General features: G+C 60.0%; 26 protein-coding genes and 1 tRNA gene. 22 read left to right on the top strand and 5 right to left on the bottom strand.

Going from position 1 to position 26,089, the window contains the following annotated elements; genetic code table 11:
• Positions 1 to 121: 121 nt before the first annotated feature.
• From AAEU42_RS09535 to AAEU42_RS09525, 3 genes are all read left to right on the top strand, one after another.
• Positions 122 to 198, top strand: a tRNA-Arg gene (locus tag AAEU42_RS09535).
• Between the two features lie 328 nt (positions 199 to 526).
• Positions 527 to 1,375: a DNA adenine methylase gene (locus AAEU42_RS09530; RefSeq protein ID WP_342233306.1), complete on the top strand. Its 849-nt coding sequence runs from the start codon at positions 527 to 529 to the stop codon at positions 1,373 to 1,375.
• 12 nt (positions 1,376 to 1,387) lie between these two features.
• Complete coding sequence (locus tag AAEU42_RS09525) at positions 1,388 to 3,076, top strand: AlwI family type II restriction endonuclease (RefSeq protein WP_342233305.1); 1,689 nt, start codon at positions 1,388 to 1,390, stop codon at positions 3,074 to 3,076.
• A 416-nt stretch (positions 3,077 to 3,492) separates the two neighbouring features.
• Here AAEU42_RS09525 and AAEU42_RS09520 read toward each other — a convergent pair whose 3' ends face one another.
• The gene (locus AAEU42_RS09520) at positions 3,493 to 4,170 is read right to left on the bottom strand and encodes a response regulator (protein WP_342233304.1); all 678 of its coding nucleotides are present in this window, start codon (positions 4,168 to 4,170) and stop codon (positions 3,493 to 3,495) included.
• Positions 4,171 to 4,174: 4 nt separating this feature from the next.
• Entirely contained in the window at positions 4,175 to 5,767 is a 1,593-nt protein-coding gene (locus tag AAEU42_RS09515; RefSeq protein WP_342233303.1) for an ATP-binding protein, read from the bottom strand.
• Positions 5,768 to 5,944: 177 nt separating this feature from the next.
• Here AAEU42_RS09515 and AAEU42_RS09510 point away from each other — a divergent pair, with 177 nt between their 5' ends.
• The 8 genes from AAEU42_RS09510 (at position 5,945) to atpC (ending at position 12,190) form a co-directional block, all read left to right on the top strand.
• On the top strand, positions 5,945 to 6,628 hold the full coding sequence (locus tag AAEU42_RS09510) for a F0F1 ATP synthase subunit A (protein WP_342233302.1): 684 nt from the start codon (positions 5,945 to 5,947) through the stop codon (positions 6,626 to 6,628).
• Between the two features lie 19 nt (positions 6,629 to 6,647).
• Positions 6,648 to 6,863, top strand: a complete 216-nt coding sequence (gene atpE, locus AAEU42_RS09505; RefSeq protein ID WP_342233301.1) for an ATP synthase F0 subunit C — start codon at positions 6,648 to 6,650, stop codon at positions 6,861 to 6,863.
• Between the two features lie 24 nt (positions 6,864 to 6,887).
• Positions 6,888 to 7,376: a F0F1 ATP synthase subunit B gene (atpF, locus tag AAEU42_RS09500; protein ID WP_342233300.1), complete on the top strand. Its 489-nt coding sequence runs from the start codon at positions 6,888 to 6,890 to the stop codon at positions 7,374 to 7,376.
• Positions 7,373 to 7,894 (top strand): ATP synthase F1 subunit delta, encoded by a 522-nt coding sequence (gene atpH / locus AAEU42_RS09495; RefSeq protein WP_342233299.1) that lies wholly within the window; start codon positions 7,373 to 7,375, stop codon positions 7,892 to 7,894. Before atpF ends, atpH begins: the two co-directional genes overlap by 4 nt.
• Positions 7,891 to 9,411 (top strand): F0F1 ATP synthase subunit alpha, encoded by a 1,521-nt coding sequence (gene atpA, locus AAEU42_RS09490; protein WP_342233298.1) that lies wholly within the window; start codon positions 7,891 to 7,893, stop codon positions 9,409 to 9,411. The genes atpH and atpA overlap by 4 nt, the downstream gene beginning before the upstream one ends.
• Positions 9,399 to 10,277, top strand: a complete 879-nt coding sequence (gene atpG / locus AAEU42_RS09485; RefSeq protein ID WP_342233297.1) for an ATP synthase F1 subunit gamma — start codon at positions 9,399 to 9,401, stop codon at positions 10,275 to 10,277. The genes atpA and atpG overlap by 13 nt, the downstream gene beginning before the upstream one ends.
• A gap of 117 nt (positions 10,278 to 10,394) precedes the next feature.
• Positions 10,395 to 11,789, top strand: a complete 1,395-nt coding sequence (gene atpD / locus AAEU42_RS09480; RefSeq protein ID WP_342233296.1) for a F0F1 ATP synthase subunit beta — start codon at positions 10,395 to 10,397, stop codon at positions 11,787 to 11,789.
• The gene (gene atpC / locus AAEU42_RS09475; RefSeq protein ID WP_342233295.1) at positions 11,789 to 12,190 is read left to right on the top strand and encodes an ATP synthase F1 subunit epsilon; all 402 of its coding nucleotides are present in this window, start codon (positions 11,789 to 11,791) and stop codon (positions 12,188 to 12,190) included. The genes atpD and atpC overlap by 1 nt, the downstream gene beginning before the upstream one ends.
• A 64-nt stretch (positions 12,191 to 12,254) precedes the next feature.
• On the opposite strand, the gene AAEU42_RS09470 is transcribed toward atpC, so the two are convergent.
• A complete protein-coding gene (locus tag AAEU42_RS09470) occupies positions 12,255 to 12,584 on the bottom strand; it encodes a hypothetical protein (protein WP_342233294.1) in 330 nt (109 codons plus the stop codon).
• Positions 12,585 to 12,784: 200 nt separating this feature from the next.
• On the opposite strand from AAEU42_RS09470, the gene AAEU42_RS09465 reads away from it, so the two are divergent.
• Both AAEU42_RS09465 and AAEU42_RS09460 read left to right on the top strand, forming a co-directional pair.
• A complete protein-coding gene (locus tag AAEU42_RS09465) occupies positions 12,785 to 13,234 on the top strand; it encodes a helix-turn-helix domain-containing protein (RefSeq protein WP_483145453.1) in 450 nt (149 codons plus the stop codon).
• Between the two features lie 69 nt (positions 13,235 to 13,303).
• Entirely contained in the window at positions 13,304 to 13,924 is a 621-nt protein-coding gene (locus AAEU42_RS09460) for a YesL family protein (protein WP_342233292.1), read from the top strand.
• A gap of 131 nt (positions 13,925 to 14,055) precedes the next feature.
• Here AAEU42_RS09460 and AAEU42_RS09455 read toward each other — a convergent pair whose 3' ends face one another.
• Together AAEU42_RS09455 and AAEU42_RS09450 are read right to left on the bottom strand one after the other, a co-directional pair.
• Positions 14,056 to 14,727, bottom strand: coding sequence for a GDSL-type esterase/lipase family protein (locus AAEU42_RS09455; protein WP_342233291.1), 672 nt, complete (start codon positions 14,725 to 14,727; stop codon positions 14,056 to 14,058).
• Positions 14,728 to 14,737: 10 nt separating this feature from the next.
• On the bottom strand, positions 14,738 to 16,120 hold the full coding sequence (locus tag AAEU42_RS09450; protein WP_342233290.1) for an ROK family protein: 1,383 nt from the start codon (positions 16,118 to 16,120) through the stop codon (positions 14,738 to 14,740).
• Between the two features lie 242 nt (positions 16,121 to 16,362).
• Here AAEU42_RS09450 and AAEU42_RS09445 point away from each other — a divergent pair, with 242 nt between their 5' ends.
• The 9 genes from AAEU42_RS09445 (at position 16,363) to AAEU42_RS09405 (ending at position 26,058) form a co-directional block, all read left to right on the top strand.
• Complete coding sequence (locus AAEU42_RS09445) at positions 16,363 to 17,577, top strand: AGE family epimerase/isomerase (protein ID WP_342233289.1); 1,215 nt, start codon at positions 16,363 to 16,365, stop codon at positions 17,575 to 17,577.
• A gap of 4 nt (positions 17,578 to 17,581) precedes the next feature.
• A complete protein-coding gene (locus tag AAEU42_RS09440) occupies positions 17,582 to 18,436 on the top strand; it encodes a MurR/RpiR family transcriptional regulator (RefSeq protein WP_342233288.1) in 855 nt (284 codons plus the stop codon).
• Positions 18,437 to 18,596: 160 nt separating this feature from the next.
• Positions 18,597 to 19,952, top strand: coding sequence for an ABC transporter substrate-binding protein (locus AAEU42_RS09435; protein ID WP_342233287.1), 1,356 nt, complete (start codon positions 18,597 to 18,599; stop codon positions 19,950 to 19,952).
• A 131-nt stretch (positions 19,953 to 20,083) separates the two neighbouring features.
• Positions 20,084 to 20,971 carry a carbohydrate ABC transporter permease gene (locus AAEU42_RS09430; RefSeq protein ID WP_342233349.1) on the top strand — a complete coding sequence of 296 codons (888 nt, stop codon included), beginning with the start codon at positions 20,084 to 20,086 and terminating at the stop codon, positions 20,969 to 20,971.
• Positions 20,972 to 20,998: 27 nt separating this feature from the next.
• Positions 20,999 to 21,913 carry a carbohydrate ABC transporter permease gene (locus AAEU42_RS09425; RefSeq protein ID WP_425288209.1) on the top strand — a complete coding sequence of 305 codons (915 nt, stop codon included), beginning with the start codon at positions 20,999 to 21,001 and terminating at the stop codon, positions 21,911 to 21,913.
• 31 nt (positions 21,914 to 21,944) lie between these two features.
• Positions 21,945 to 22,856, top strand: coding sequence for a dihydrodipicolinate synthase family protein (locus AAEU42_RS09420; protein WP_342233285.1), 912 nt, complete (start codon positions 21,945 to 21,947; stop codon positions 22,854 to 22,856).
• 27 nt (positions 22,857 to 22,883) lie between these two features.
• Entirely contained in the window at positions 22,884 to 23,636 is a 753-nt protein-coding gene (gene nagB / locus AAEU42_RS09415) for a glucosamine-6-phosphate deaminase (RefSeq protein WP_342233284.1), read from the top strand.
• Positions 23,627 to 24,748: an N-acetylglucosamine-6-phosphate deacetylase gene (gene nagA, locus AAEU42_RS09410; protein ID WP_342233283.1), complete on the top strand. Its 1,122-nt coding sequence runs from the start codon at positions 23,627 to 23,629 to the stop codon at positions 24,746 to 24,748. Before nagB ends, nagA begins: the two co-directional genes overlap by 10 nt.
• 185 nt (positions 24,749 to 24,933) lie before the next feature.
• The gene (locus AAEU42_RS09405; protein WP_342233282.1) at positions 24,934 to 26,058 is read left to right on the top strand and encodes an ABC transporter ATP-binding protein; all 1,125 of its coding nucleotides are present in this window, start codon (positions 24,934 to 24,936) and stop codon (positions 26,056 to 26,058) included.
• Positions 26,059 to 26,089 lie beyond the last annotated feature (31 nt).

Raw genomic sequence — 26,089 nt, 5'->3', positions numbered from 1 at the left:
GGCAGATCGGTGGACTTTGCCCAAGGTCAGGAGCCTAAAAAATTTTGATTCTTTTGGAAAAAAGAACTTGCATTTTGCCGCTCACTATGCTAATATTAATAAGCTGTCGGTGAGACGGTATGCGGCTGTAGCTCAGCTGGATAGAGTGACTGGCTACGAACCAGTAGGTCGGGGGTTCGAGTCCCTCCAGCCGTACCAAGAAAGCCTCGGAATTTAACGATTCCGGGGTTTTTTTATAACTTTTTAGCGGTTTTCTAACCCATCAAAATGCTTTTGGGTCTATTTGTGGTTTCCGGCAAAAAAGAAAGCGGGTACCTATAAAAGGAACAGCGCGGTTCTGCCAAACAAAAAGAAAAAGAACCTTACTTTTTCACAGAGGAGAAAGAGAGGTTGGGTGGTCTAAAACGAGCAAGTACAATTCAGATAAAAACATGGGACGGCTTTTGCTATTGTACTTGAATTATTTTAGCCTTTTTGCTAAAATAATAATGTATAGGTATATTCATTTGAAAGCGAGGTGTAACCGATGAATCCTGTATTAAAATATCGTGGTGGTAAATCGCGTGAAATTCCGCGCTTTCTCCAATACATACCCGATGATTTTAACCGATATATTGAGCCTTTTTTTGGTGGTGGCGCTGTCTATTTTTACCTTGAGCCAGACAATGCAATCCTAAATGATGTAAACGAGCGGCTTATGACGTTCTATACACAACTAAAAAATCAATACCCATTGATGCGAGAACAACTTGATACTATACAAAAGACTTATGAAAAAAATCAAACGGAATACAAAAAATTAAAACTTCAGAGGCCAGAGATGCGCGTTCCTAACGAAAACGAAACCTTGTATTACCATATGCGGGATTTGTTTAATCACCCCGATGATACGTATTTAGATGGCGTGTTGTATTTTTTCATCAACAAAACGGCCTATTCCGGTATGATACGGTATAATAATAACGGCGAATACAATGTTCCGTTTGGACGTTACCCTAACCTCAATACACGATTGATAACACAGCAGCATAGCGACCTTTTACAAGGTGCAGAATTATTTACTCTTGATTACAGCCAGATATTTGAAATGGCACAGGAAGATGATTTCATATTTCTTGACCCACCATATGATTGTGTTTTTAACGATTATGGAAACGTCGATATGATGAATGGGTTTGATGAAGCAGAGCACCGCCGCTTGGCGGCTGACTTTAGAAATCTGCCTTGTAGAGCGTTAATGGTTATAGGAAAAACTCCATTGACAGAAGAATTGTACGGCGAATTTGTTTTTGATGAGTATTATAAAAACTATGCTGTCAATATAAGAAATCGTTTCAAAAACGATAAAATGCACATTGTTGTGAAAAATTATTAAGGAGGCGATTGTATGGCAAGGCTTGATAATAAGGTTTTGTTTTTTACCACATCGCCTCGCACCCCTACCAAAATGATACCCGAAATAGGCTTACTGCATGAGAAGTTTGAGGGGAAAAAGTGGAATAAAACAACGCAGGAGCAATTTATTGACGAATTAGCGTCAAGCAGTTTTTTTGAGGGTGTGGGATCCCCGTCAGATAAAGCATTTAGTGCTCGTGATAGAATTAACCGCGCCCCTAAAGCATTAGGCTTTGTCGATCTACAACCTAATATTGCTTTAACAGACGCAGGAAAGGCTTTCATATTTGGAAACCGTCCACAGGAAGTTTTCTTGCGGCAGCTATTGAAATTTCAACTGCCGTCGCCTTATCACACAGAAAATCCCAAAATCAACGGAACATTTTGTGTTCGTCCGTATTTAGAAATATTGAGACTAGTGCGTGATTTGGGCTATCTGACATTTGACGAATTAAAGATTTTTGCGGTTCAAATGACTGACTATCGAAATTATGACAGCGTCAAAGCGGAAATTCTTAATTTTAGGCAGGAAAAGGAACAGCACAGAGGGGAATATAAGCGCTTTGTGAATGAGGTTTGGACAACTGCTATTTTGGAAATATATAGCGATAGGATAGCCGCTGGAAAAACGCGGACAAGAGAAACACAAGATGCAAGCCTCCGCAAATTTATTAAAACCCAAAAGAGCAATTTACGCGATTATGCCGATGCGTGTTTTAGATATTTGAGATATACAGGGCTTATTTCTATTGCACATAGGAGTAGGACTATATCGGTTTTTGATGATAAAGTACGAGAAGTAGATTTTATTTTGAGTTCCATTGACCGAAATCCTGTTTTTGTCAATGATACACCGAATTATAAGGCATATCTGTTTTCGACAAGTATTCCTGCGCTGTATACGGACAATAAGGATAATATCGTTGATACTATAATGCGTATGAGCGATTATACAAAGCGAGAATTGCTCGATTTTGATATTGAAGCCCTAAAAGATTTGCGTGATGAAATTGCTGCACGACACAGAGAAAATGTTATCCATGAACAGGTTGCCGAAATCAAGTCGTATGCCCTATATTCAGAAATTATTGATACATTTAACGAGATTGTGTCTGATGAATACTATGATGCACCGCTTATGCTTGAATATAATACATGGCGCGCAATGACAATGCTTAATGGTGGTGATATTAAAGGCAATTTTAAGTTTGATGATATTGGGCAGCCTCTCTCTACTGCATCGGGTAATATGCCGGATATTGAATGTGACTATACAGATTATGCGCTGTCTGTCGAAGTCACTATGCAGTCTGGACAACGGCAATACGAAGCAGAGGGAGAACCTGTAGCGCGACACTACGGGCAGCTTAAAAAGAAATCTGGAAAAGATACTTATTGTTTGTTTATTGCTCCAACAATCAATGCAGCCACATTAGCACATTTTTATGGATTAAATCATTTATCTATCGAGCTGTATGGCGGGAAGTCAAAAATCATTCCACTTGAACTGGATCAGTTTATGCGACTTGTTGAAAATTCGTATAATTACAGAGCGCAGCCGACGCCGATAGAGGTGCGACATTTTCTTGATGTTGTTATTCAAGAGGGAGAAAATGCGGCCGATGAAAATGATTGGCGAGATAGGATCCAAAATTGCGTGGACGCATGGTTAGTTGCTTAAGCGTACATATGTGAAATAACAAAAACGAAAAAAGCTGTCAAGGATAAACTTCGCGCTTCGCGTCCTTGACAGCTTTTTTCGTTTTTGCTTTTTGGCAGACAAGCGGGTGCAAACGGACAAACCGCTTGCGCTCACTAAAATTATGGGTACGGCGTTACGCAGTGGGGTTAAAAAGCGCTTGATTTATGCGGCTTTGCGGACGCAGTTTTGATAAGGCAAGGTGTTTATACCTTTACCCTCGAAAACGACGTTCTACTGCGTAACAAAAAAGGTAAAGACGGGAAAGAAGATATTGAATTGCATGGGCGTAGCCGTCGCAACCATGACAACTTTGTATATCATTTTTTCATCAAAAATCCCTCATTCAAAAGAAAATTTATCAAACCGAACATTTTGACAAAAGACGGGATGGACTTTTATTCCCTCCCATTTGGAACCAAGCGGTATACCATACAGGGCCGCCCGCCGGTGTCGTAGTTCATGTGGTCCAAGACCTGGCCCTTCTGGACCATGTAATTGAGATACCGCCGGGCCGTCACCGCGGAGACTCCGGCCTTGGCGCCCAGCTCTTCGCAGGTCAGCTCCCCGCCGGCCTGGCCCAACGCCTGCCGCAGAAGCGCCAGGGTCTTTTCCTGAAGCCCTTTGGGGGCGGCCTCAGAGGCGGGGGAGGAGAAGAGGAGCTTATCGATGTCCGACTGGCTGACCCGCTCCAGGTGATCCATGGCCTCCCGGCGCTGGACAAAGCCCTCCAGAGCTTGCTGAAAGCGCTCGGCGGTGAAAGGCTTGACCAGATAATCAGTGACGCCCAGTTTCATGAGAGCGTCCAAAGTCTCCCGCTCATGGGCGGCGGTCACCATGACGGCGTCCACTGTAGAGCCCTGGGCCCGCAGCTCCCGCAGCAGGTCCAGGCCGGTAAAGACCGGCATGTACACATCCAGGATCAGCAGATCCGCCGGATGGGTGGTCAGCCAGGCCAGGGCGTCCCGGCCGTTGCTGAACTCCCGCTCCACCTGGAACCGGCTGTCCCGCTGCGTGTAGGTCCGGTTCAGCATGGAGACCATGGGGTTATCCTCGACGATGACGACGCGGTACAAAAACTCACTCCTTTCGGAAGCTGACAAAGAAGGAGGTGCCTACCCCGGGCTCCGACTCGGCCCGGATGTCCCCCTGGTAGGCCTCCACCACTTCATGGACGAGGGAGAGGCCGGTGCCCCGGCCCCGCCCCTTCGTGGAGACCCCGGGCTGGAACAGGGAGGAGGCCACCTCGGGATTCAGCCCCGGCCCCGTGTCCTCCACGCAGATGAGCAGGCCTCCCGGCTCCTCTCGGAGGCTGACGGTGATTTCCTTGACGCCCCGGACGGTCTGGTTCAGGGCGTCCACGGCGTTTTCGATGAGGTTGCCCAGAATGGTGACGTAGGCGTCCGGGGGCAGATAGTCCTGGTCGGCGGACAACGCGCTGCCGGGGCCCAGGGTCAGGCGGATGCCCAGCTCGGCGCATCGGCTGGTCTTGCCCACCAGCAGGGCGGCCACCGACGGGTCCTGAATGCGCTCCAGGATAGAGCCCACGGCCTGGCGCTGGATGCTGGTCACGTCCAGGATGTATTCTTCCGCCTTGTCGGTCTGGCCGATCTGGATGAGGCCCAGAATGACGTGGAGTTTGTTCATGAATTCATGGGTATAGGCCCGCATGGCCTCCACCATATGGCGCACGCCGGTCAGGTCCTCGGCCAGGCGGGTCACCTCGGTGCGGTTGCGGAAGATGGCCACCGCTCCCACCACCTGCCCGGCCTCCCAGATGGGCATTCGGTCGGCCAGCACACGCACCCGCTTGAGAGAGCGCAGGGGGATGTTGTATTCCGACTGCCGGCTGGTGAGGACCCGGTCCAGGGTGGAGCGGGGATAGACGGTGTGAAGAGGCTTTCCCACGGCGCTGTCCGGGGGGAGGCCCAGCATATCCGTGGCGGCCTGGTTGATGAAGATGATCTTCTGGTCCCGGTCAATGGCCAGGATTCCCTCCTCCAGTGCCTCCAGAATGTCCTCTCGCTGGTGGAAGAGGAGGGAAAAGGCCTCCGGCTCGTAGCCCATGAGGGAGTCCCGGATGCGTTTGGAGAGCTTGGCGGACAAAAGTGTCCCCAGGGCCACCGTGATTGCGGCGATAAGGAGGAAGGACAGGGCCGTGTGGAGGACCGACTGGGACCGGCTGCGGAGGTTGACCCCCACCATGACAAAGCCCAGCAGGTCTCCCCCGGGGCCCAGTACCGGGGCGTAGGCGCACCGCTCGGCCCCGGAGACCCCGGTGTCGTCGGAGGTGAAAGCCCCCTCTCCGGCGAGGACCCGGGCCTGGTCTGAACCGGCGTAGGGCCGGCCGATGTATGAGCGGTCCGGGTAGTAGTACTGGACAGAGTGGGTATCCGCCACCACGATCACGTCGATGTCGCTGATCTGGGCGGTGGCGGAGTCCAGGAAGTCCCAGAGCTCGGCGGTGGGGGCGCCTCCGGCCAGGTCCCGGGCTACCGCGGGCACCCGGGAGATCACCTGGGCGGAGTTCATCAGGTTGCGGTCAAGCACCTGTTTTTCCTGCCGCAGGGTGAGAAAAAGGGTGGCCCCCAGGGCCAGCAGGACGGTGAGGGAGATGGCCAGCAGGTTGACGCCGAAAATCTGGGCGCGGATGGAGGCTCTGCGCTGTCTCATATCGTTCCCCCCGATTCTTTTGGCACGATCCACCGCTATTATAATGCGGATGGCGGGCGGGGGCAAGCATTACCCGCGGGACGGGCCTGGGAAGGTTTTATTTTTTTAACTTTCAAAAGGCTACCCAAGCCGGAGAGAAGTGCTTAGAATGGAGCACTGCAAGGGAGATGATGCCGATTGGATGCCCTCAAGCAAGCCCTGACCGAGGATCTGGGAGGAACTCCGTCCGTCTCGGTCTTTGGGCTGTTCCAAGTGCCGGAGTCGGTGGTGGTGACCTGGATCATCATGGCGGCGCTGGTGCTGGCCTCGGTGCTGTTGACCCGCCGCCTGCGGCGGGTCCCCGGGAAGGCGCAGACGGTGCTGGAGATGGGTGTGAGCTTTCTCAACGACTTCTGTAAGGAGAATCTGGGGGAGCATTGGCGGCCCTTCGCCCCCTGGATCGGCACCGTGGCGCTGTACATCACGGCGGCCAACCTCAGCGGGCTGTTCGGCCTGGCACCCCCCACCCGGGATCTGACCATCACGGCGGCCCTGGCCCTGATGAGCATGGCCCTCATCTACGGCGGCCAGTTCCGCTGCAGGGGGCTGAAGGGCGGGCTGAAAAAGTTCGCCGAGCCCAGCCCCGTGCTGCTGCCCATCAACCTGATGGAGGTGGCCATCCGCCCCCTGTCGCTGTGTATGCGGCTCTTCGGCAACGTGCTGGCCTCCTTCGTCATCATGGAGATGATCAAGGTCATGGCCCCGGCCATCGTTCCCATCCCCTTCAGCCTGTACTTCGACGTGTTCGACGGGCTGATCCAAACCCTGGTGTTCGTGTTCCTGACCACCCTCTTTTTGGGGGAAGCCATTCAAGATGAATAGAATTTAGGAGGAATTTATTATGCTTACAGTGATCGGAGCGGCCATCGCAGTCTTTACCGGCATCGGCGCCGGCGTGGGGATCGGCCTTGCCACCGGCAAGACCTCAGAGGCCATCGCCCGCCAGCCCGAGGCGGCGGGACAGATCAGAAGTACCTTTATTTTGGGCGCCGCCCTGGCCGAAGCCACCGCCATTTACGGCTTCATCACGGCCCTGGCCCTGATCTTCCTGAAATAATCCAAGGGAAAGAGGGCGGGCAGTATGCTCAATATCAGTCTGACCGGGATGCTCTGGACGGTGGTCAACCTCCTCGTTCTCTACATCCTGTTGAAAAAATTTCTCTGGGCCCCGGTGACGGCCATGATCGAGTCCCGCCAGAAGGAGATCGAGGACGGTCTGGCAGGGGCGGCGGCCAAGGAGCAGGCATCCCAGGCCAAGCTGGAGGAATATGACCTCCGCCTGGCCCAGGCCGGGCAGGAGGCCGCCCGGCTGGTGGCCCAGGCCAGGGACCGGGGCCAGCGGGAGTATGAGGCCATCCTGGCCAAGGCCCGGGACGACGCGGGCAGAGTGACCGACGAGGCCCGGCAGAGGGTCCGCCAGGAGCGGGAGGAGATGCTCCAGGGGGCCCGGGGGGAGGTGGCCTCCCTGGCGCTCCTGTGCGCCGCCAAGGTGGCGGGGAAGGAGCTGGACGGGGACGCGGACCGGGCCCTTGTGGAGGACTTCCTGGCCGGGACGGGTGACGGGACATGAAGGAGCTCGCCGCCCGCTATGCCCAGGCCCTCTATCCGCTCTGTCCGGAGGAGGAGACCATCCGGGCCGCCGCCGGTCTCCTCACCGGCTCGGCGGAGCTGTGGGGGGTCTGCACCGACCCCACCATCCGCCCGGAGGCAAAAAAGCGGGTCCTTGCCCGGGTGCTGGCCGATGTCCCGGAACCTCTGCTCCACTTTTTTGACCTCCTGTGTGACAAGGGCCGCATGGCCCTGCTACCCGAGATCCTGGAGGAGTTCCACGCCCTGGCCCTGGCCGAGCGGGGGATGGGCCGCTGCCTCATGACCTGCGCCCGGGTCCCGGACCCGGACCAGCGGCGGCGGCTGCGGGCAAAGATGGCCCGGCTCCACCATAAGTCCGACGTGGAGCTGGACATCCGGCTGGACCCGGCCTTGATCGGCGGGTTCATTCTGGAGATGGACGGCGTGAGATATGACCAAAGCGTCCGGGGACGGCTCACGGCCCTGGAGCGGCGGCTGGAAGGCAGGCGAGAGGTATGAAGGCACGCGCGGAAGAGATCGTCTCCGTCCTTCGGGAGGAGATCGAACATTACGACGCCCGGGGCGGCCGGGCCGAGACCGGCACCGTGCTGGAGGTGGGCGACGGCATCGCCACCGTCCACGGCCTGGACCGGGCGGTGTACGGCGAGCTGGTGGAGTTTGAGACCGGGGTCCGGGGCATGGTGCTGGATCTAAAGCGGGACACCGTGGGCTGCGCCCTACTGGGCGGGGAGGCCGGATTGAAGGAGGGCTCCCTGGTCAAGCGAACCGGGAAACCCGCCGGGATCCCCGTGGGAGACGGCATGGTGGGCCGGGTGGTGGACGCCCTGGGGGCCCCCATCGACGGCGGCGGCCCCATCGGAGCTGTTGAGACCCGCCCCATCGAGCGGGAGGCCAGCGGGGTGGTGACGAGGGAGCCCGTCACCGTCCCCATGCAGACGGGCATCCTGGCCATCGACGCCATGGTGCCCATCGGCCGGGGCCAGCGGGAGCTGATTATCGGCGACCGGCAGACGGGCAAGACGGCCATCGCCGTAGACGCAATCCTGAACCAGCAGGGGCAGGACATGGTCTGCATCTACGTGGCCATCGGCCAGAAGGCCAGCTCCGTGGCCCGGGTGCGGGATACCCTGGAGGCCCACGGGGCCATGGACTACTCCATCATCGTCTCGGCCAGCGCCAGCGACCCGGCCCCCCTCCAGTACGTGGCCCCCTACGCCGGGGCCGCCATCGGCGAGTATTTCATGAGCAAGGGCCGGGACGTGCTCATCGTCTACGACGACCTGTCCAAGCACGCGGTGGCCTACCGGACCCTGTCCCTGCTCCTGAAGCGTTCTCCCGGGCGGGAGGCCTATCCCGGCGACGTGTTCTACCTTCACTCCCGGCTGCTGGAGCGCTCCTGCCGCCTGACTAAGGAATACGGCGGCGGCTCCATGACCGCCCTGCCCATCATCGAGACCCTGGCGGGGGACGTGTCGGCCTACATCCCCACCAACGTCATTTCCATCACCGACGGGCAGATCTATCTGGAGACCGACCTCTTTTTCTCCGGCCAGCGACCCGCCGTCAACGTGGGCCTGTCCGTCTCCCGGGTGGGGGGCGCGGCCCAGACCAGGGCCATCAAGAAAAGCGCGGGCACCCTGCGCATTGACCTGGCCCGGTTTCGGGAACTGGAAGTCTTTACCCAGTTTTCCTCCGACCTGGACAAAAGCACCCAGCAGTCCTTGGACCACGGCCGCAGGCTGCTGGAGGTGCTGAAGCAGCCCTTGTACCATCCCATGAGCGTGGCCCGGCAGGCGGTTATCCTTTACATTTCCACCAACGGGCTGCTGTCCGACGTGCCCATGGACCGGGTGGCGGAGTTCACCCGGGATTTCGCCGACCAGCTGGAGACCGCCCATGGGGACGTGATGGAGGCCATCGGCCAAAGCGGGGACCTCTCCGGGCCATCCATCGAGGCCGTCCGCGCCGCCCTGGAGGAATATAAAAAGCAGGTGAGCCCCACATGGCAGGGATGAAAGAGGTCCGGGACCACATCAAAAGCGTGGAAGAGACCCTGAAGATCACAAACGCCATGTACCTCATCGCCTCCTCCAGCCTGCGCAAGGCCCGGAAACAGCTGGAGGACACGCTGCCCTACTTTGAAAAGATCTCCTCCACCATCTCCGACATCCTCCACCACTCCCCGGACATCCACCACGCTTATTTCGACCAGCGGGCGGACAAGGCGGGGCGGCAGGTGGGCTATATCGTGATCACCGGTGACAAGGGATTGGCGGGGGCTTACAACCACAACGTCCTCAAATTGGCGGAGGAGTCCATGTGCGCCCAGCGGGCGCCCACGCTGTTCGTCATCGGGCAGATGGGCCGGGCCTATTTTTCGGGGAAGGGGATCCCCATCGACGGGGAGTTCCTCTATACGGCCCAGGACCCCACCATGGCCCGGGCCAGGGAGATCGGCAACACCTTTGTGGACCTCTTTTTGAACGGCCAGCTGGACGAGGTGTGGATCGTCTATACCAAAATGGTGAATCCCCTGCGGCTGGAGCCGGTATGCACCAAGCTCCTGCCCCTGGAGCGGGACCTCTTTCCCTGGCAGCGGCGGCCCTCGGAGCACTACACCAAGACGGTGGCCTACCTCCCGTCGGAGAGCGTGGTGCTGGACCAGATCGTCCCCGGCTACTTGAAGGGAATGATCTTCGGCGCCCTGGTGGAGTCCTATTGCAGTGAGCAGAACGCCCGGATGACGGCTATGGACTCGGCCACGGAAAACGCCAGGAAACTGCTCAAGGATTTGAACCTGACCTATAACCGGGCGCGCCAGAGCGCCATCACCCAGGAGATTTCCGAGATCGTGGGAGGCGCAGCGGCGGAGGACCAGTAACCGCGGCGGTCCCCGCCGGGAACGGCTTCGCCCGGTGGCCTTCCCCTGGGGGAAGGCGGCACGGCGAAGCCGTGACGGATGAGGGGAACCTTTCCCCGCGCAGAAAGGCGTGATTTTATGTCAAAAGGAAAAATCGTCCAGGTCCTTGGCCCCGTGGTGGACGTGGAATTTCCCGAGGGGGGCCTGCCGGAGCTGAAAAACGCCCTCACCGTGGACACCCCAGCCGGGACCTCCGTCATGGAGGCCCACCAGTTTGTGGGGGACGGCACCGTCCGCTGCTTCACCCTCTCCCCCAGCGAGGGGCTGGGCCGGGGCATGGAGGTCACCGATACCGGCGCCCCCATCTCCGTCCCCGTGGGGGAAAAGACCCTGGGCCGGATGTTCAACGTCCTGGGGGAGCCCATCGACGAGAAGGGGGAGGTGGACGCGGAGGAGACCTGGTCCATCCACCGCCAGCCACCCCGGTTCCAGGACCAGCGTCCCGTGGTGGATGTGCTGGAGACCGGCATCAAGGTCATCGACTTGCTGGCCCCCTATGCCCGGGGCGGCAAGATCGGCCTCTTCGGCGGCGCCGGGGTGGGCAAGACCGTCCTCATCCAGGAGTTGATCCACAACATCGCCACCGAGCACGGCGGCTACTCCATCTTCACCGGCGTGGGGGAGCGCACCCGGGAGGGCAGCGACCTGTGGCACGAGATGACCGAGTCCGGGGTGCTGGAAAAGACCGCCCTGGTATTCGGCCAGATGAACGAGCCCCCCGGCGCCCGGATGCGGGTGGCCCTCACCGGCCTGACCATGGCCGAGTACTTCCGGGACCAGGAAAAGCGGAACGTCCTCCTCTTCATCGATAATATTTTCCGCTATGTCCAGGCGGGAAGCGAGGTCTCCGCCCTCATGGGCCGGATGCCCTCCGCCGTGGGCTATCAGCCCACCCTGGCCCAGGAGATGGGGGCCCTCCAGGAGCGCATCACCTCCACCAAGGATGGGGCAATCACCTCCGTCCAGGCGGTCTATGTCCCTGCCGACGACCTCACCGACCCGGCCCCCGCCACCACCTTCGCCCACTTGGACGCTACCACCGTCCTCTCCCGGAAGATTGTGGAGATGGGCATCTACCCCGCCGTGGACCCCCTGGAGTCCACCTCCCGCATCCTGGAGCCGGACGTGGTGGGCCAGCGGCACTATAAGGTGGCCCGCGGCGTCCAGGAGCTCTTGCAGCGCTACCGGGAGCTTCAGGACATCATCGCCATCCTGGGGATGGAGGAGCTCTCCGAGGGCGACAAACGGGTGGTGGAGCGGGCCCGGCGCATCCAGCAGTTTTTCTCCCAGCCCTTCGCCGTGGCCGAGCCCTTCACCGGGCTCCAGGGCCGCTATGTCAAGCTGGAGGACACCCTGTCCAGCTTCGAGGCCATTTTGGGCGGGGAGCTGGACCAGTATCCCGAGGCCGCCTTCAGCATGGTGGGCACCGCCGCCGAAGTCAAGGAGAAAGCGGCCAAACTGGGGGCGGTGTGATGGCGGATACCTTTACACTAGAGATCCTCACCCCCGACCGCCAGTTTTACGTGGGCCCGGCCGAAGCCATGATCCTGCCCATCCTGGACGGCCAGTACGGGGTCCAGCCGGGCCACGAGCCGGTGGTGACGGCCATTGAGCCGGGGGAGCTGAAATATAAGACGAGGGGGCAGTGGAACTTGGCCTCCGTCAGCAGCGGGTTTGCCGAGATCATGCCCGATTACGCCATCCTGCTGGTGGCCGCCGCCGAGCGGCCGGAGGAGATCGACCTCAAGCGGGCCGAGGCCGCCCGCCAGCGGGCGGAAGAGCGCCTGCGTCAAAAAGAGAGCCTTCAGGAGTACCACAGCTCCCAGGCCGCCTTGGCCCGGGCACTGGCCCGGTTGAAAACCGCCCGGAAATAGGGCGGGGGATTGCGCGATACGGAAAAAGTCCTGGAATGTATTATTCCAGGGCTTTTTTATGATCTCAAAGCTGGCAGAGGCTATCCAGCACGGCATCTCTGAAATGCAGATGAGACAGGCCATTGCTGTTAAACAGCCCGGCCAGCTCTGTGACGAAGCTTAAGCGGCCGGAGATATCCGGAACGGTGTCCAGGACGGCCGTGATACCCGGCTGTCTCCATAGACACTGGAGCCCGTAGGTCTGGCGCCGGCCGGCCGGCTCAGCCTCCACCTGCGTGCAGATCACTTGGTAGAACACTCTGCCGGCAGCCAGATCCATACAGCCTGCTCCACTCGAACGGTCCCTCCATGTCGGAAAGATTTCCTGGAGATCAGATCTCTGCTCTTTCAACATAAAATTTCCTCCTGTGGTAACATTGTGCCAAATTTGACTTCCTAATTCCTAAAAAATGTGATATAGTATTTTGTCAGTGGGACTAACACATTTTTTGGAACTTCTTCATTTTATCCATAAGTTGACATTTGTTCAATACCCAAATATGGCGGTATTGAAGCATGAATGATAACATATGTTGTGTTTTGGAGGCATAGAGGATGATTGCATTGAGGCTGAAACAAGTGAAACAAGAGCGGAGTCTAACCAACGCGGATATTTCTGATTTGACTCAAATCCCTATGTCGACCATCATTCGCTTAGTCTGCGGACAGACAAAGAACCCGACCTGGGATGTGATGCTGGCCATATCCAGGGGATTGGATATCCCGTTGGATGAATTTTCCGGCCAGCAGAACCTTCGAATCATCCGGGAGCCGGAGATGAACCACATGCAGAAGTACCGCGCGCTGAACAGCATGGGGAAGGAAGCGGTGGACGAATATTTGGAAACGGAGTATCAGGAATGGCTGGAGACGCTGGCCCGGAAAGAGCTATTTTCCCATAAAAAGACCGTCGACCAGATCTATTCCATGAGCATGGAGGACATCGAAAAGATGGAGGCCTACATGAAAACACTGGAAAAGGGGAGAGACAGGCCGGGGGTTTGACCTTTTGTTCGGAATGGGCTACAATAAGGCCAATCGGCGCAAAGCCCATGCTGCAAAGGAGCCAAACATATGGCGGGAAGAATCTTCGATCCGGACAATATCGTGTTCCATCCCCTGGGGAAACTGGCGGACGTATTGATGCTCAGCCTCATGTGGCTGGCCACCAGCCTGCCCCTTTTCACGCTGGGCCCTGCCACCGCGGCCCTTTATGACGTCTCGGTGAAATGCCTGCGCCAGGAGGAGACCAGCCCGTACAGCCGGTATCTGTCCTCCTTTCGGCTGAACTTCAAGGTGGGAGCGCTGGCCACTCTGACCGTGTTGGCGGAGGGGGCGCTGCTGTGGTTTCTCCGGGGCAGGCTCCTGGCCTTTGCCTTGGCGGAGCCGGCCGGGGTTGCGGTGTACGGAGCCTTCTGTGTGGCGGCGGTTTTCCTGGTGGGCTCCATGAGCTATTATTTTCCCGTCCTGTCCCGGTTCACTTTTGGCGTGGGTGGGCTGATCTCCGTCTCCCTGCGGCTGGCCGCGGCCCATCTGCCCACCACCATGCTGCTGGGGGTCCTGAGCCTGGGCGCCATCCTGCTGTGCGTGAACTTCGTGTTCCCGGTGCTGGTGGTGCCCGCCGTCGGAGCGCTGTTGTCCTCTTTTCTTTTGGAACGGATCTTCAGGCCCCTCATGGAGGGGCAGGGGGAGTGAGTTGGCAGAGGGGGCTCCCGGCGCTGTTTTCCGCCTTGCCATGGAGAGTCTCTTTTACCGGTGTTGCCATACGAGCCCAGATGATAAAAACCGTGCCTGCGGGATATCCCGCAGGCACGGTTTCTTTTCGATCAGGTAAGCGTCGGGATAAGCCCGGCGAGGCCCTTGGCCAGCGTGGCGTGGCCCCGGCGGGTCAGGTGCATGAAATCGATCTGGTTGAACTCACAGCCCAGCTCGTTGGCGTCCAGGAAATGACAGCCGATCTCGGCGGCCACCCGGCGGAACTCCCCGGGTACCCGGCGGGATTTTTCCACGCAGGTGGTGCCCATGGTCCCCATCTCGTCGGCCACAGGGGAGGTGAGGACCCCCTCGCCGATGATGGGCGGGGCCACGATCAGGATGTTGGGGGTCCCAGCCGGGCCCCAGCAGTCCACCCCCTGGGCTTTCTGGACCAAGCGGCGCATCCCCAGCCCGATGGCGAAGGGGTTGACGTTGAAGCGCTCCTTGGTGTCGTTGGTGCCCAGCATGATGACCAGGAGGGACACCGGCTCATGGCTTTTCAGACAGGGGTAAATATAGTCTAGGGCGGAGAGGTGCTCATAGAGGGGGTCGTCAAAGACGGTGGTGCGGCCGGAGAGGCCCTCCTCCACCACCAGGTAATCCTCACCCAGGGCCTTTTGCAGCAGGCAGGTCCAGCGCTCCTCCTCGTTGAAGCGCAGCAGGGCCCCGTCGGCGCAGTCATTGGGGTCGGCGCAGTAGCCGTGGGTGTTGGAGTCCCCCAGGCAGACGATGTGCTTCCTCATGACGGATTCCTCACTTTTTCAGCTCGGGCAGGGAGGCGGCGGCCACGGACTGGCCCACCCGGCGGGACTTTTCGTCGGGGAGGGTGGGAGAGATGAGCCCGGCCACCTCGGGGTACTCGTCGGCCAGCACTGCCTTGGCGGTGTCCAGAATGATGTCACCGCCCCGGCCGGACATGACCCGGCCCAGCAGCAGCACGTGCTTGAAGCCGTAGTAATGGTGGTAGAGGGCCAGGGAGTGGCCCAGGTAGACGCCGATGGAGCGGTAGATGGCCTCGGCGGGGGAGCCGGGGATGTCCATCAGCTTTTGGACCTCCTTCAGCTTCTCGGCGGGGGAGAGGTCGGGGGAGAGGTTGATGCCGGCGGCGGGGGCCAGCTTGATGACGGAATCCTGGGAGAAGTACTTCACCCCGCAGCCGATGTCCCCCGACCACTCGTCCCGCATGGCGGCGGGGGAGGCGTCCACGGGGACGAAGGCCAGCTCATTGAGCCAGCCGGTGATGCAGCCGTTGGGGTCCACGAAGCCCACGGCCTCGCTGGTGCCCATGGCGATGCCCAGCACGTTGTTCTCCCCCAGGTTCATGGCCCCCGCCAGGGCGGAGACGTCGCCGTCGTTGCACACGGCGTAGGGCACGTCGCCGAAGGTATCCCGGATGGCCCGGATGTAGATGTCCTTTACCTTGGCGTCGAACTGGTCCTTGGGCACCTTGAGGAAGAGGGAGGCGTTCATGGTGCGGTTGTCGATGTATACCCCGGCGGAGGAGACGCCCACCGCGTCCACCCGGGGCATGTGCTCGGCGGCGGACTTGAGGGCGGCCACGATGCCCTCATAGTGGTAGTCGGGGTCGGAGTTGGTCTTGGGGAACCAGACCACCTCCTCAGAGAACACCGGCTCGCCGTCGATGACGGCGGACACCTTCCGGTCCGACCCGCCGGCATCGAAGCCGATGCGGCAGCCCTCCAGGTGGCGGCCGATGGCCTTGGGGTCCCCCTTCTCCTGGGGGACCTGGTCGCAGAACACCACCTGGAAAGGCTGCTCGTAGACGTTGGCCATATAGTCGAAGTCAAAGGCCTGCTGGCCTTTGGCGGAATAGATCTCCTGCATCTTCCGGCAGACGGCCTCGTCACCGCTGATGTAGACCTTGAAGCCGCCGTAAAGCCACAGCATGGTCTTGATGACCCGCTCCACGTAATAGGCGTCGGCCTGGGCCATCTCGGGGGTACCGTGGATCCTCGTGTGATAGACGGCCACCTGCCCGCCGGAACGCTCCACGGCCAGGTCCAGGGGCTTGTTCGCGTCCTTCAGAAAGGCCTGGTTGAACTTGCCCAGGGGGATAAATCCCTTGTCCAGCTCGGGGACGTTCTTTACAGGGACTTCGATGCCAAGATGCTTCATGATAAGCCCTCCCAATCCAAAATGATGACAAGGCTGGAGGCGGACCGCCCCGGCCTTTTTGTGGGTACTTCACAAAGAAAAGGTTTCTTCGCTTATAGGCTATCAGTTTTTTGAAATCTGTCAAGCAGTTTTTCATAATTTTGAAAATAATTTTCTTTCTTTGCTTGACGTGGAACTCCCGTGTGATTATGATGGAGACAGTAGGGGCATATTTCCCCGGAATATGGAAAGGTGGAATCGATATGGATACAGCCCGGCTGCAAAGCCATCAGACGTGGATCCGGGAAGAGCTGGACCGCTGTGTGAACTTCTGGCTGAAAAACGGGATGGACCCGGTGAACGGCGGGGTGTATACCTGCCTGGACCGGGAGGGGAAGATCTTCTCCACGGACAAGAGCGTGTGGATGCAGGGCCGGTGCGCCTGGACCTTCGCCTATCTGTGCCATCTCTACGGCGTGCGGGAGGAGTGGCTCGCCGCCAGCAAAAGCTGCCTGGACTTCATGGAGGCCCACTGCATCAACCGGGAGGCCGGCAACCGGATGTACTTTACGGTTACCGGGGAGGGCAACCCCCTGCGCCAGCGCCGCTACTGCTTCTCCGAGGGCTTCTACGCCATCGCCAACGCCGAGTATTACGGTGTCACCGGGGAAACCGTCTGCCTGGGGCGGGCCCGGGCCGCTTATGATCTCATCTGGGAGCTGAACAACGGCCTCATCAAGGACCCCACCGGCCTGGGGCCCAAGACCATCCCGGAGACCCGGTCGGGCCGGGCGCTGGCCAACCCCATGATCTATCTGAACATCACCTCCGTCCTGCGCCGGGTGGACCCGGAACAGGAAGCCCTTTACACCCAACGGGCCGCCCAGTGTGTGGATGAGATCTTCCGCTACCACTTCAAGCCCGAGATGAAGTGCACCCTGGAGAGCGTAGGCCCCAACGGCGAGTTCCGGGGCGACGTGACCGAGGGCCGGGTGGTGAATCCGGGCCACGACATCGAGTGCAGCTGGTTCCTCATGGAGGACGCCAACCGCCGGGGGGACCGGGAGCTCCACAAAAAGGCCCAACAGGTCTTTGACCAGGCCATCGAGGCGGGTTGGGACCACGAATACGGCGGGCTTTTGTACTTCATCGACTGCCTGGGCCGCCCCCCCGAAGCTTACGAGCACGACATGAAGCTGTGGTGGCCCCACGACGAGATTTTGATTGCCAGCCTGATGCTCTACCGGGACACGGGGGAGGAAAAGTATCTGGACTGGTTTGAAAAGACCCTGGACTACTGCAAGAGCCATTTCTCCGACCCTGAGTTTGGGGAGTGGTATGGCTACCTGCGCCGGGACGGCAAGCCCACGGAGCCTCCCTGCAAGGGCAGCACGTTCAAGGGCCCCTTCCATCTGCCACGCATGCTGAGCATGTGCGACCAGATGTTGGGGGAGCTCCTGGAGAAAGGGAAAGGGTAAGCTTATGCCGATGGGCAACGTATTCACCAAGATCGACTCGGAATACTACCAGCTGACCAGCGCGGAAAAAAAGGTGGCGGACTATGCCTCCCGCCACCAGCAGAAGACCCAGTATATGTCCATCTCGGAGCTGGCTGAGGAGGCGGGGGTGGCGGAGGCCACCATCTCCCGCTTCTGCAAGCGGCTGGGCTTCAAGGGCTATAACGCCTTCAAGCTGGCGGTGGCCAACTCCACCGCGGGACGGGCCACGTCCAACCCCCTGGCGGGGGAGGTGCTACCCGAGGACAGCATCGGGGACGTGTGCCGGAAGGTGTACAGCGCCGACCTGGACGCCATGACCCAGACCTTGGAGCTGATCCGGCCGGAGGCCATCACGGCCGCCGCCGACCTGCTGGCCGCGGCGGGGCGGGTGCTGTGCTTCGGCCAGGGGGGGTCCATGATCCTGGCCCAGTCCTGCGCCCATCTCTTCTCCACCGCCCGGCCCAATTTTACCGCGGTGTGGGATTCCCACCTCCAGGCCATCGCCGCTTCCCAACTGGTGGAGGGAGACGTGGTGATTTATTTCTCCTACTCCGGCTCCACCCAGGAGCTGGTGGACAACCTGAAGATCGTCCGGGACCGGGGGGCCAGCAGCATCCTGATCACCCGGTTCCCCAAATCACCCGGCGCCGCCGCCGCCGACGTGGTGCTTCAGTGCGGCTCCCGGGAGGGCCCCCTTCAGCTGGGGTCCATCGCGGCCCGCATCGCCCAGCTCTTTCTGGTGGACGTGCTCTTCAGCGAGGTCTGCCGCCGGGATATCGAGGGCTGTACGGCCCGCAGGGAGATGGTGGCGGAGGTCCTCTCCGAGCGGCACATCTGATCCTGGATGCGGCTACGGATGAAGGAAATTTGCAGAATTCCAAAAAGAATAAAATTTATTTCAAAATCATATTGACAAATGAAACGCCCGACTGTACAATTTATACAACAGGGCCGGGGAGCCCGGTTCCCGAATTGTCGAATTTGAGGAGGATATTACAATGAACATGCGGAAGACATCTGCGCTCTTGCTCGCCCTCAGCATGACCTTCGGCCTGGCCGCCTGCGGCGGCGGGACCACCACCAGCGAGCCCCCTGCCGAGAGCAAGGCCGCGGAGACCGACAACGGCGGCGCGGCCGCCGGCGCCACCGAAATCACCCTGTGGACCTATCCCATCGGCAACTGGGGCAAGGAGGAGGCCGTCAAGACCCTCACCGACGCCTTCAAAGAGGACACCGGCATCACCGTCAAGGTGGAGTACCTGGCCTACGCCGACGGCGACGACAAGGTGAACTCCGCCATCACCGCCAAGAGCGCCCCCGACCTGGTGATGGAGGGCCCCGAGCGCCTGGTGGCCAACTGGGGTGCCAGCGGCTACATGGTGGACCTCAGCGACATGCTGACCGACACCGACCGCAGCGAGATCCAGGCCTCCGTTCTGGACGCCTGCACCGCCGCCGACGGCTCCGTCTATGAGTATCCTCTGGTCATGACCGCCCACTGCATGGCCGTCAACCTGAACGCCTTTAAGGAGGCCGGTGCCGACCAGTACTTGGATCTGGAGACCCACACCTGGACCACCGAGAACTTCATCAAGGCCGTCCAGGCCTTGTATGACCACTACGGTGAGACCGTCGGCGCCGTATACTGCGCCGGGCAGGGCGGTGACCAGGGCACCCGCGCCCTGGTCAATAACCTCTACGGCGGCACCTTCACCGACGCTGAGCACACCAAGTACACCTGGGACGATCCTCTGAACGTGAAGGCCCTGGAGCAGCTCAAGAGCATGGACGGCATCGCCTTTGACGCCTCCCTGGCCGGCGGCGACGAGATCACCAAGTTCTATCAGGGCGTGCTGAAGATGGCCTTCTGCTGGAACATTGCCCAGCAGCTCAACCCCAACTCCGCCGACACCGGCGCCGAGAAGACCGTCACCGGCGACGACATCGTCTTTATGTCCTTCCCCTCCGAGACCGGCGAGTCCAAGCTGCAGGGCGGCATCTGGGGCTTCGGCATCTTCGATAACGGCGATCCCGCCAAGATCGACGCCGCCAAGACCTTCATCGAGTACATGGCCAACTCCGAGCACACCGTGGACGCGGTCAAGACCGCCAACTACTTCCCCGTCCGCTCCACCGCCGGCGGCGTCGACCTGACCACCATGTGGGCCGACGAGCCCATCATGGACCAGTATCAGGTCTTGATGCCCCAGCTGGGCGACTACTATCAGGTCACCAAGGGCTGGGCCCAGGCCCGTACCTCCTGGTGGAACATGCTCCAGAAGGTAGGCGAGGGCGCCGACATCGCCACGACCGTGGCCAGCTATGCCGAAGAGGCCAACGCTGCCGCGAAATAATTACCCCACAAACATCTGACGTTTCGAGGGGGATCGCGCGCCCCTTCCCCGCGCATGCGCGGGGAAGGGGCTTCCCTTTATCCTAAGAAAAGAGAGGGGTGTTCATTTTGGCAAAACAATCCCAGCCCGCCATGAGCCGGGCACTGCAGCGCCGGGAAAATATCAACGGCTATCTGTTTATGCTGCCCAGTCTCATTTTCTTTGTGGGTTTTGTCATTATCCCCATGTTCATCTGTATCTTCAACAGCCTTACTGACGCCAACATGCGCGAGAGCGCGGTTCACTTTACAGGCCTGACCAATTACATCCGGCTGTGGGGCGACGAGACCTTCCGGGAGGCGCTGCTCAATACCTTCCTCATTGTGGTGGTCAGCGTGCCCACCGTATGCGCCTTTTCCCTGTGGGTCTCCTCGGCCATTTATAAGCTCAAGGGCCCGGTGCTCTCGGCCTTCCGCTGTATCTTCTATCTCCCCGTGGTCACCGGCTCGGTGGCGGTCACGGTGGTCTGGAAATGGATGTACGATAACTATACCGGCATCTTTAACGCCGTCCTCAAGGGGGCGGGGATCATCGACAAGAACATCAACTTCCTGGGTGATTCCCGCTGGGCCATCTGGTGCATCATCCTCATCCTGTTCACCACCTCCGTGGGACAGCCCATCGTCCTCTACGTCTCCGCTCTGGGCAACGTGGACCAATCCCTGGTGGAGGCGGCCAAGGTGGACGGCGCCACCGACTTCCAGGTATTCTGGAAGATCAAGTGGCCCCAGATGATGCCCACCACCCTGTACATTCTGGTCATCACCACCATCAACTCCTTCCAGTGCTTCGCCCTGATCCAGCTGTTGACCCAGGGCGGCTCGGGCACCAATACGGTGATGTACTACATCTACTACACCGCATTCAAGCTCACCGAGACCAACGGCCACTTTGGCTACGCCAACGCCATGGGCGTGGTATTGGCCATCTTTATCGCCATCCTGTCTGCCGTGCAGTTCCGTCTGGCGAAAGAAAAGTAAGGGGGTGGAGAAATGAGAAGCAGTAATATGTCGGGCAAGGTCTACAAGGTGGCCTCCGTGATCCTCTTGATCCTCTTGGCGTTCTTGTTCCTCTTTCCCCTCTATTGGATCATCACCGGCGCCTTCAAGCCGGGGGCCGATATCTATAACCCCAAGCCGGTGATGTTCCCCACGGAGTGGGTGACCACCAACTTCCAAAACCTGTTTAAAAAGCGCACGGCGCCCCTGTGGGAGCTGGCCATTCCCTTCAGCCAGTATTTTTCCAAGGATGGGCTCCCCGTCATTTTCTCCACCGGCCCCGTGGTGCCCGCGGCGTTCCGGTGGCTGCTCAACACCGTGTTCATGGCCGTGGTGGCCATGATCCTCACCTGCGTCACCGCCGCCATGGCGGGTTACGCCCTGGCCAAAAAGCGGTTCCGCGGCCGGGCCATCCTCTTCGGTCTCATCGTCTGTGCCATGGCCCTGCCCAAGCAGGTCATCCTCATCCCCCTGCTGCGGGAGATGGCCGACCTGCGCCTGTACAACACCCTTTGGGCGGTCATTTTCCCCACGGTGGGCTGGCCCTTCGGCGTGTTCCTGATGAAGCAGTTCGCCGAGAGCATCCCCGGCGAGATCCTGGAAGCGGCCCGGGTGGACGGCTCCAGCGAGATCAGGACCTTCACCACCATCGTCCTGCCTATCATCAAACCGGGCATCGGCGCCCTGGCCATCTTTACCTTTATCAATTCCTGGAACGACTACTTCATGCAGTTGATCATGCTCAGTACCAACAACAACGCCACCATCTCCCTGGGCATCGCCACCCTCCAGGCCGAAACCACCATCGATACCGGCCTTCTCATGGCGGGCGCCACCCTGGCCGCTGTGCCGATTATCATCGTGTTCCTCGTTTTCCAGAAATATTTCACACAAGGGATCACTATGGGAGCCGTGAAGGGCTGATCTCGGTGACCTGGATAGGAGTTTGAGAGAAATGGATATCAAAAAGTTTCAGGGCGTGATCCCCGCGTTTTACGCCTGCTACGACGAGAAAGGGGAGATCTCCCCGGAGCGGGTGCGCAAGCTGGCCCGCTATCTGCTGGAGAAAGGCGTCCAGGGCCTCTATGTGGGGGGCTCCTCCGGCGAGTGCATCTATCAGAGCGTGGCTGAGCGCAAGGTGGTGCTGGAGAACGTCATGGCCGAGGTGGGCGGAAAAATGACCATCATCGCCCACGTGGCCTGCAACAACACCGCCGACTCCCAGGACTTGGCCCGCCACGCGGAATCCCTGGGGGTGGACGCCATCGCCGCCATCCCGCCCATCTACTTCCACCTGCCGCCCTACGGCATCGCGGAGTACTGGAACGACATCTCCGCCGCCGCCCCCAACACCGGCTTCATCATCTACAACATCCCCCAGTTGGCGGGGGTGGCTCTCACCCCGGCGCTGCTGGACGAGATGCGGAAGAATCCCCGGGTCATCGGCGTGAAGAACTCCTCCATGCCCACCCAGGACATCCAGATGTGGAAAGACCAGGGCGGGGCGGATTTCGTGGTGATGAACGGCCCCGACGAGCAGTTCGTCTCCGGCCTGGCCATGGGGGCCACCGGCGGCATCGGCGGCACCTACGCCGTCATGCCCGAGCTGTTCCTCAAGGCCAAGGACCTCCTGTATGCAGGCCAGGTGGCCCAGGCCGCCGCCGTGCAGAACGAGATCTGCCGCATCATTTACAAGATGTGCGATGGCCACGGCAACCTGTACGCCATTATGAAGGCCATCCTGAAAAAGCGGGGTGTGGAGTGCGGTACGGTCCGCAAGCCCCTGCCCGGCCTCATCGACAGCGACAATGCTGTGGTCGAGGAGAGCGCGGCCATGATCGACGCCGCCATTGCCAAATACTGCTGACCGACTCGAAGGCGAGGATTGAGAAAAATGCAGATCTATCTGACGGAAAACTATGACCACATGAGCCGCCGGGCGGCGGACATCCTGGCCGCCCAGGTCTTTCTGAAGCCGGAGTGCGTGCTGGGTCTGGCCACCGGCTCCACCCCCGTGGGGCTCTATCAGGAGCTCATCGCCAAGTACCAGCGGGGGGAGCTGAGCTTTGCCCGGGTCCATACCGTGAACCTGGACGAGTATAAGGGCCTGGCTCCCACCCACGATCAAAGCTACCGCTGGTTCATGCGCCACAACCTCTTCGACCACATCGACGTCCTGCCGGAGAACACCAATGTGCCCGACGGCCTGGCCGCCGATCCCAAGGCCGAGTGCGTCCGCTACGACGCTCTCCGGGACACGGTGGGCAGGACCGACATCCAGCTTCTCGGCTTGGGCCGCAACGGCCACATTGGCTTCAACGAGCCCGGCCCCTCCTTCGTGAAGGAGACCCACGTAGTGGACCTGACCCAGAGCACCATCGAGGCCAACGCCCGGTTCTTCGCCTCCATTGACGAGGTGCCCCGCCAGGCCATCACCATGGGCATCGGCTACATCATGGACGCCCGGCGCATTCTGGTGGTGGCCAGCGGGGAGGACAAGGCCGAAGCCGTCTACAACACGGTTTGCGGTCCCATCACGCCCGAGGTGCCCGCCTCCATCCTCCAGCTTCACCGCAGCGTGACCCTGGTGGCGGACCGGGCGGCCCTGGGCAAAGTGATCGCCGCGGGGGTGGAAGTATGCGGCTGACCGGTGCCCGGGTCTTTGACCCGCTGAAAGGTTTTAACAACCGTGAGCTGTCCATTTGGGAGGGGAAGATCGTTTCCCGCTGCGACGGGGAAGGGGTGGACCTGTCCGGCTGCTGGGTCATTCCCGGTCTTACCGACCTCCACTTCCACGGCTGCCGGGGCGCCGACTTTTCCGACGCCGACGCCGCCGGACTCCAGACCATGGCGGACTATGAGCTCAGCCGGGGCGTCACCCAGATCTGCCCCGCGGGCATGACGCTGGACGAGCCCCAGCTGGTGGCCATCTGCCGCACCGCGGCCGCCCACAAGAAGAACGCCGGGGGCGGCGCCGACCTGGTGGGCGTGAATCTGGAGGGCCCCTTCCTCTCCGAGAAGAAGAAGGGGGCCCAGAACGGGGCCTGGCTTCGAAACCCGGACGCGGAGCTGCTGCTGCGCTTGAAAAAGGAGTCCGGCGATCTTGTGAAGCTGGTCTCGGTGGCCCCCGAACTGCCCGGCGCCCTCGAGTTCATCCAAAGGGTGAAGGACGAGGTGGTGGTCAGCGTGGCCCACACAGCCTGCGATTACGACCAAGCCCTGGCGGCCTTTGACGCGGGGGCCAGAGAGGCCACCCATCTCTTTAACGCCATGAACCCCTTCGCCCACCGGGACCCCGGCCCCGTGGGGGCGGCCGCCGACTCTGACTGCATGGTGGAGCTGATCTGCGACGGGGTCCACATCCATCCCTCCATGGTGCGCGCCGTCTTTAAACTCTTTGGGGCGGACCGGGTCATCCTCATCAGCGACACCATGCGGGCCGCCGGGATGTCCGACGGGGCCTATACCCTGGGAGGTCAGGACGTGACGGTCCGGGGGAGCCTGGCCACCCTGGCCGACGGCACCATCGCCGGCTCCGTCACCGATCTGATGAAATGCATGACCACCGCCGTCTCCTTCGGCATCCCCCTGAAGGACGCCGTGACCGCGGCGGCGGTGAACCCGGCCAAGGCCTTGGGCATCTATGACCGGGTGGGCAGCCTGGACGTGGGCAAGGAGGCCAACGCCGCCGTCCTGAACCCCGATTTGACCCTGCGGGCCGTCCTTTTCCACGGTGAGGTGGCCTTCGGACAGCTCTGAGCGACAATTAGGCCCCGGCGGGCTACTCCTACCACATAGTCCGCCGGGCGCCGTAAAAAAGGAGGAGACCAAACCCGCCGGGCCGGCGGCGCGGCAGTGTGGAGACCTGCCGTGACGTCCGTGAAGGTTCGCTCTTCACGGGCAAGGGGGTATTTGCGGAGGCATTGCCCCTACGGCTCAAGTACATGGCAACTGTGACTTTGAAAAACGTGAAGAAGATCTACGACAACAAGGTGACTGCCGTCCACGACTTCAATCTGGAGATTGCCGACAAGGAGTTCATCGTCCTGGTGGGTCCCTCCGGCTGCGGAAAGTCCACCACCCTGCGGATGGTGGCCGGGCTGGAGGAGATCAGCGAGGGCGAGCTGCTCATCGACGGCAAGCGGATGAACGACGTGGAGCCCAAGGACCGGGACATCGCCATGGTCTTCCAGAGCTACGCTTTGTATCCCCACATGACCGTGTATGAGAACATGGCCTTCGCCCTGAAGCTGCGTAAAATGCCCAAGGAGGAGATCGATCAGAAGGTGCGGGAGGCCGCCGAGATCCTGGACATCACCCAGTATTTGGACCGCAAGCCCAAGGCCCTGTCCGGCGGCCAGCGTCAGCGGGTTGCCATTGGCCGGGCCATCGTCCGCAACCCCAAGGTATTCCTGATGGACGAACCCCTCTCCAACCTGGACGCCAAGCTGCGCAACCAGATGCGGGCCGAGATCATCAAGCTTAGGCAGCGCATCGACACCACCTTCGTCTATGTCACCCACGACCAGACCGAGGCCATGACCCTGGGCGACCGCATCGTCATTATGAAGGACGGCTTTATCATGCAGATCGGCACGCCCCAGGAGGTCTTTGACCGGCCCGTGAACATCTTCGTGGCGGGCTTCATCGGCACCCCGCAGATGAACTTCTTTGACGGGAAGCTGACCAAGCGGGGGGACGTATATGAGATCGCCGTGGCCGACGCCGTGATGCCCCTTTCCGCTGAGATCAGCAAGGCGCTGGCGGGGAAGGGCGTGGGCGAGAAGGCCGTGAAGGTGGGCATCCGCCCGGAACATATCTCCTTCGCCAAAGAGTCCTCCCCTAACACGGTGTCCGGCACGGTGGACGTGTCCGAGATGATGGGCAGCGAGGTCTACCTCCACGTGACGGCGGGGGAGAAGGACGTGGTTCTCCGGGTCCCCACCACCGACCTGCCCGCCGAGCACCGGGGCGGTATCCCCTACGGGGTGAAGGTGAATTTCACCTTCCGGCCCGAGCTCATCCACCTCTTCGACCCCGAGACCGAGATGAACCTGCTGGCGGACTGATCTGCTGAAAAAGCGGCCCCATCCATACGGA

Source organism: Pseudoflavonifractor phocaeensis (assembly GCF_038439875.1).
In the GTDB taxonomy this organism is placed as follows: Bacteria; Bacillota; Clostridia; order Oscillospirales; family Oscillospiraceae; genus Vermiculatibacterium.
Note: the sequence above shows the minus strand (reverse complement) of the source record. Positions and strands in the feature narration are given on the sequence as shown.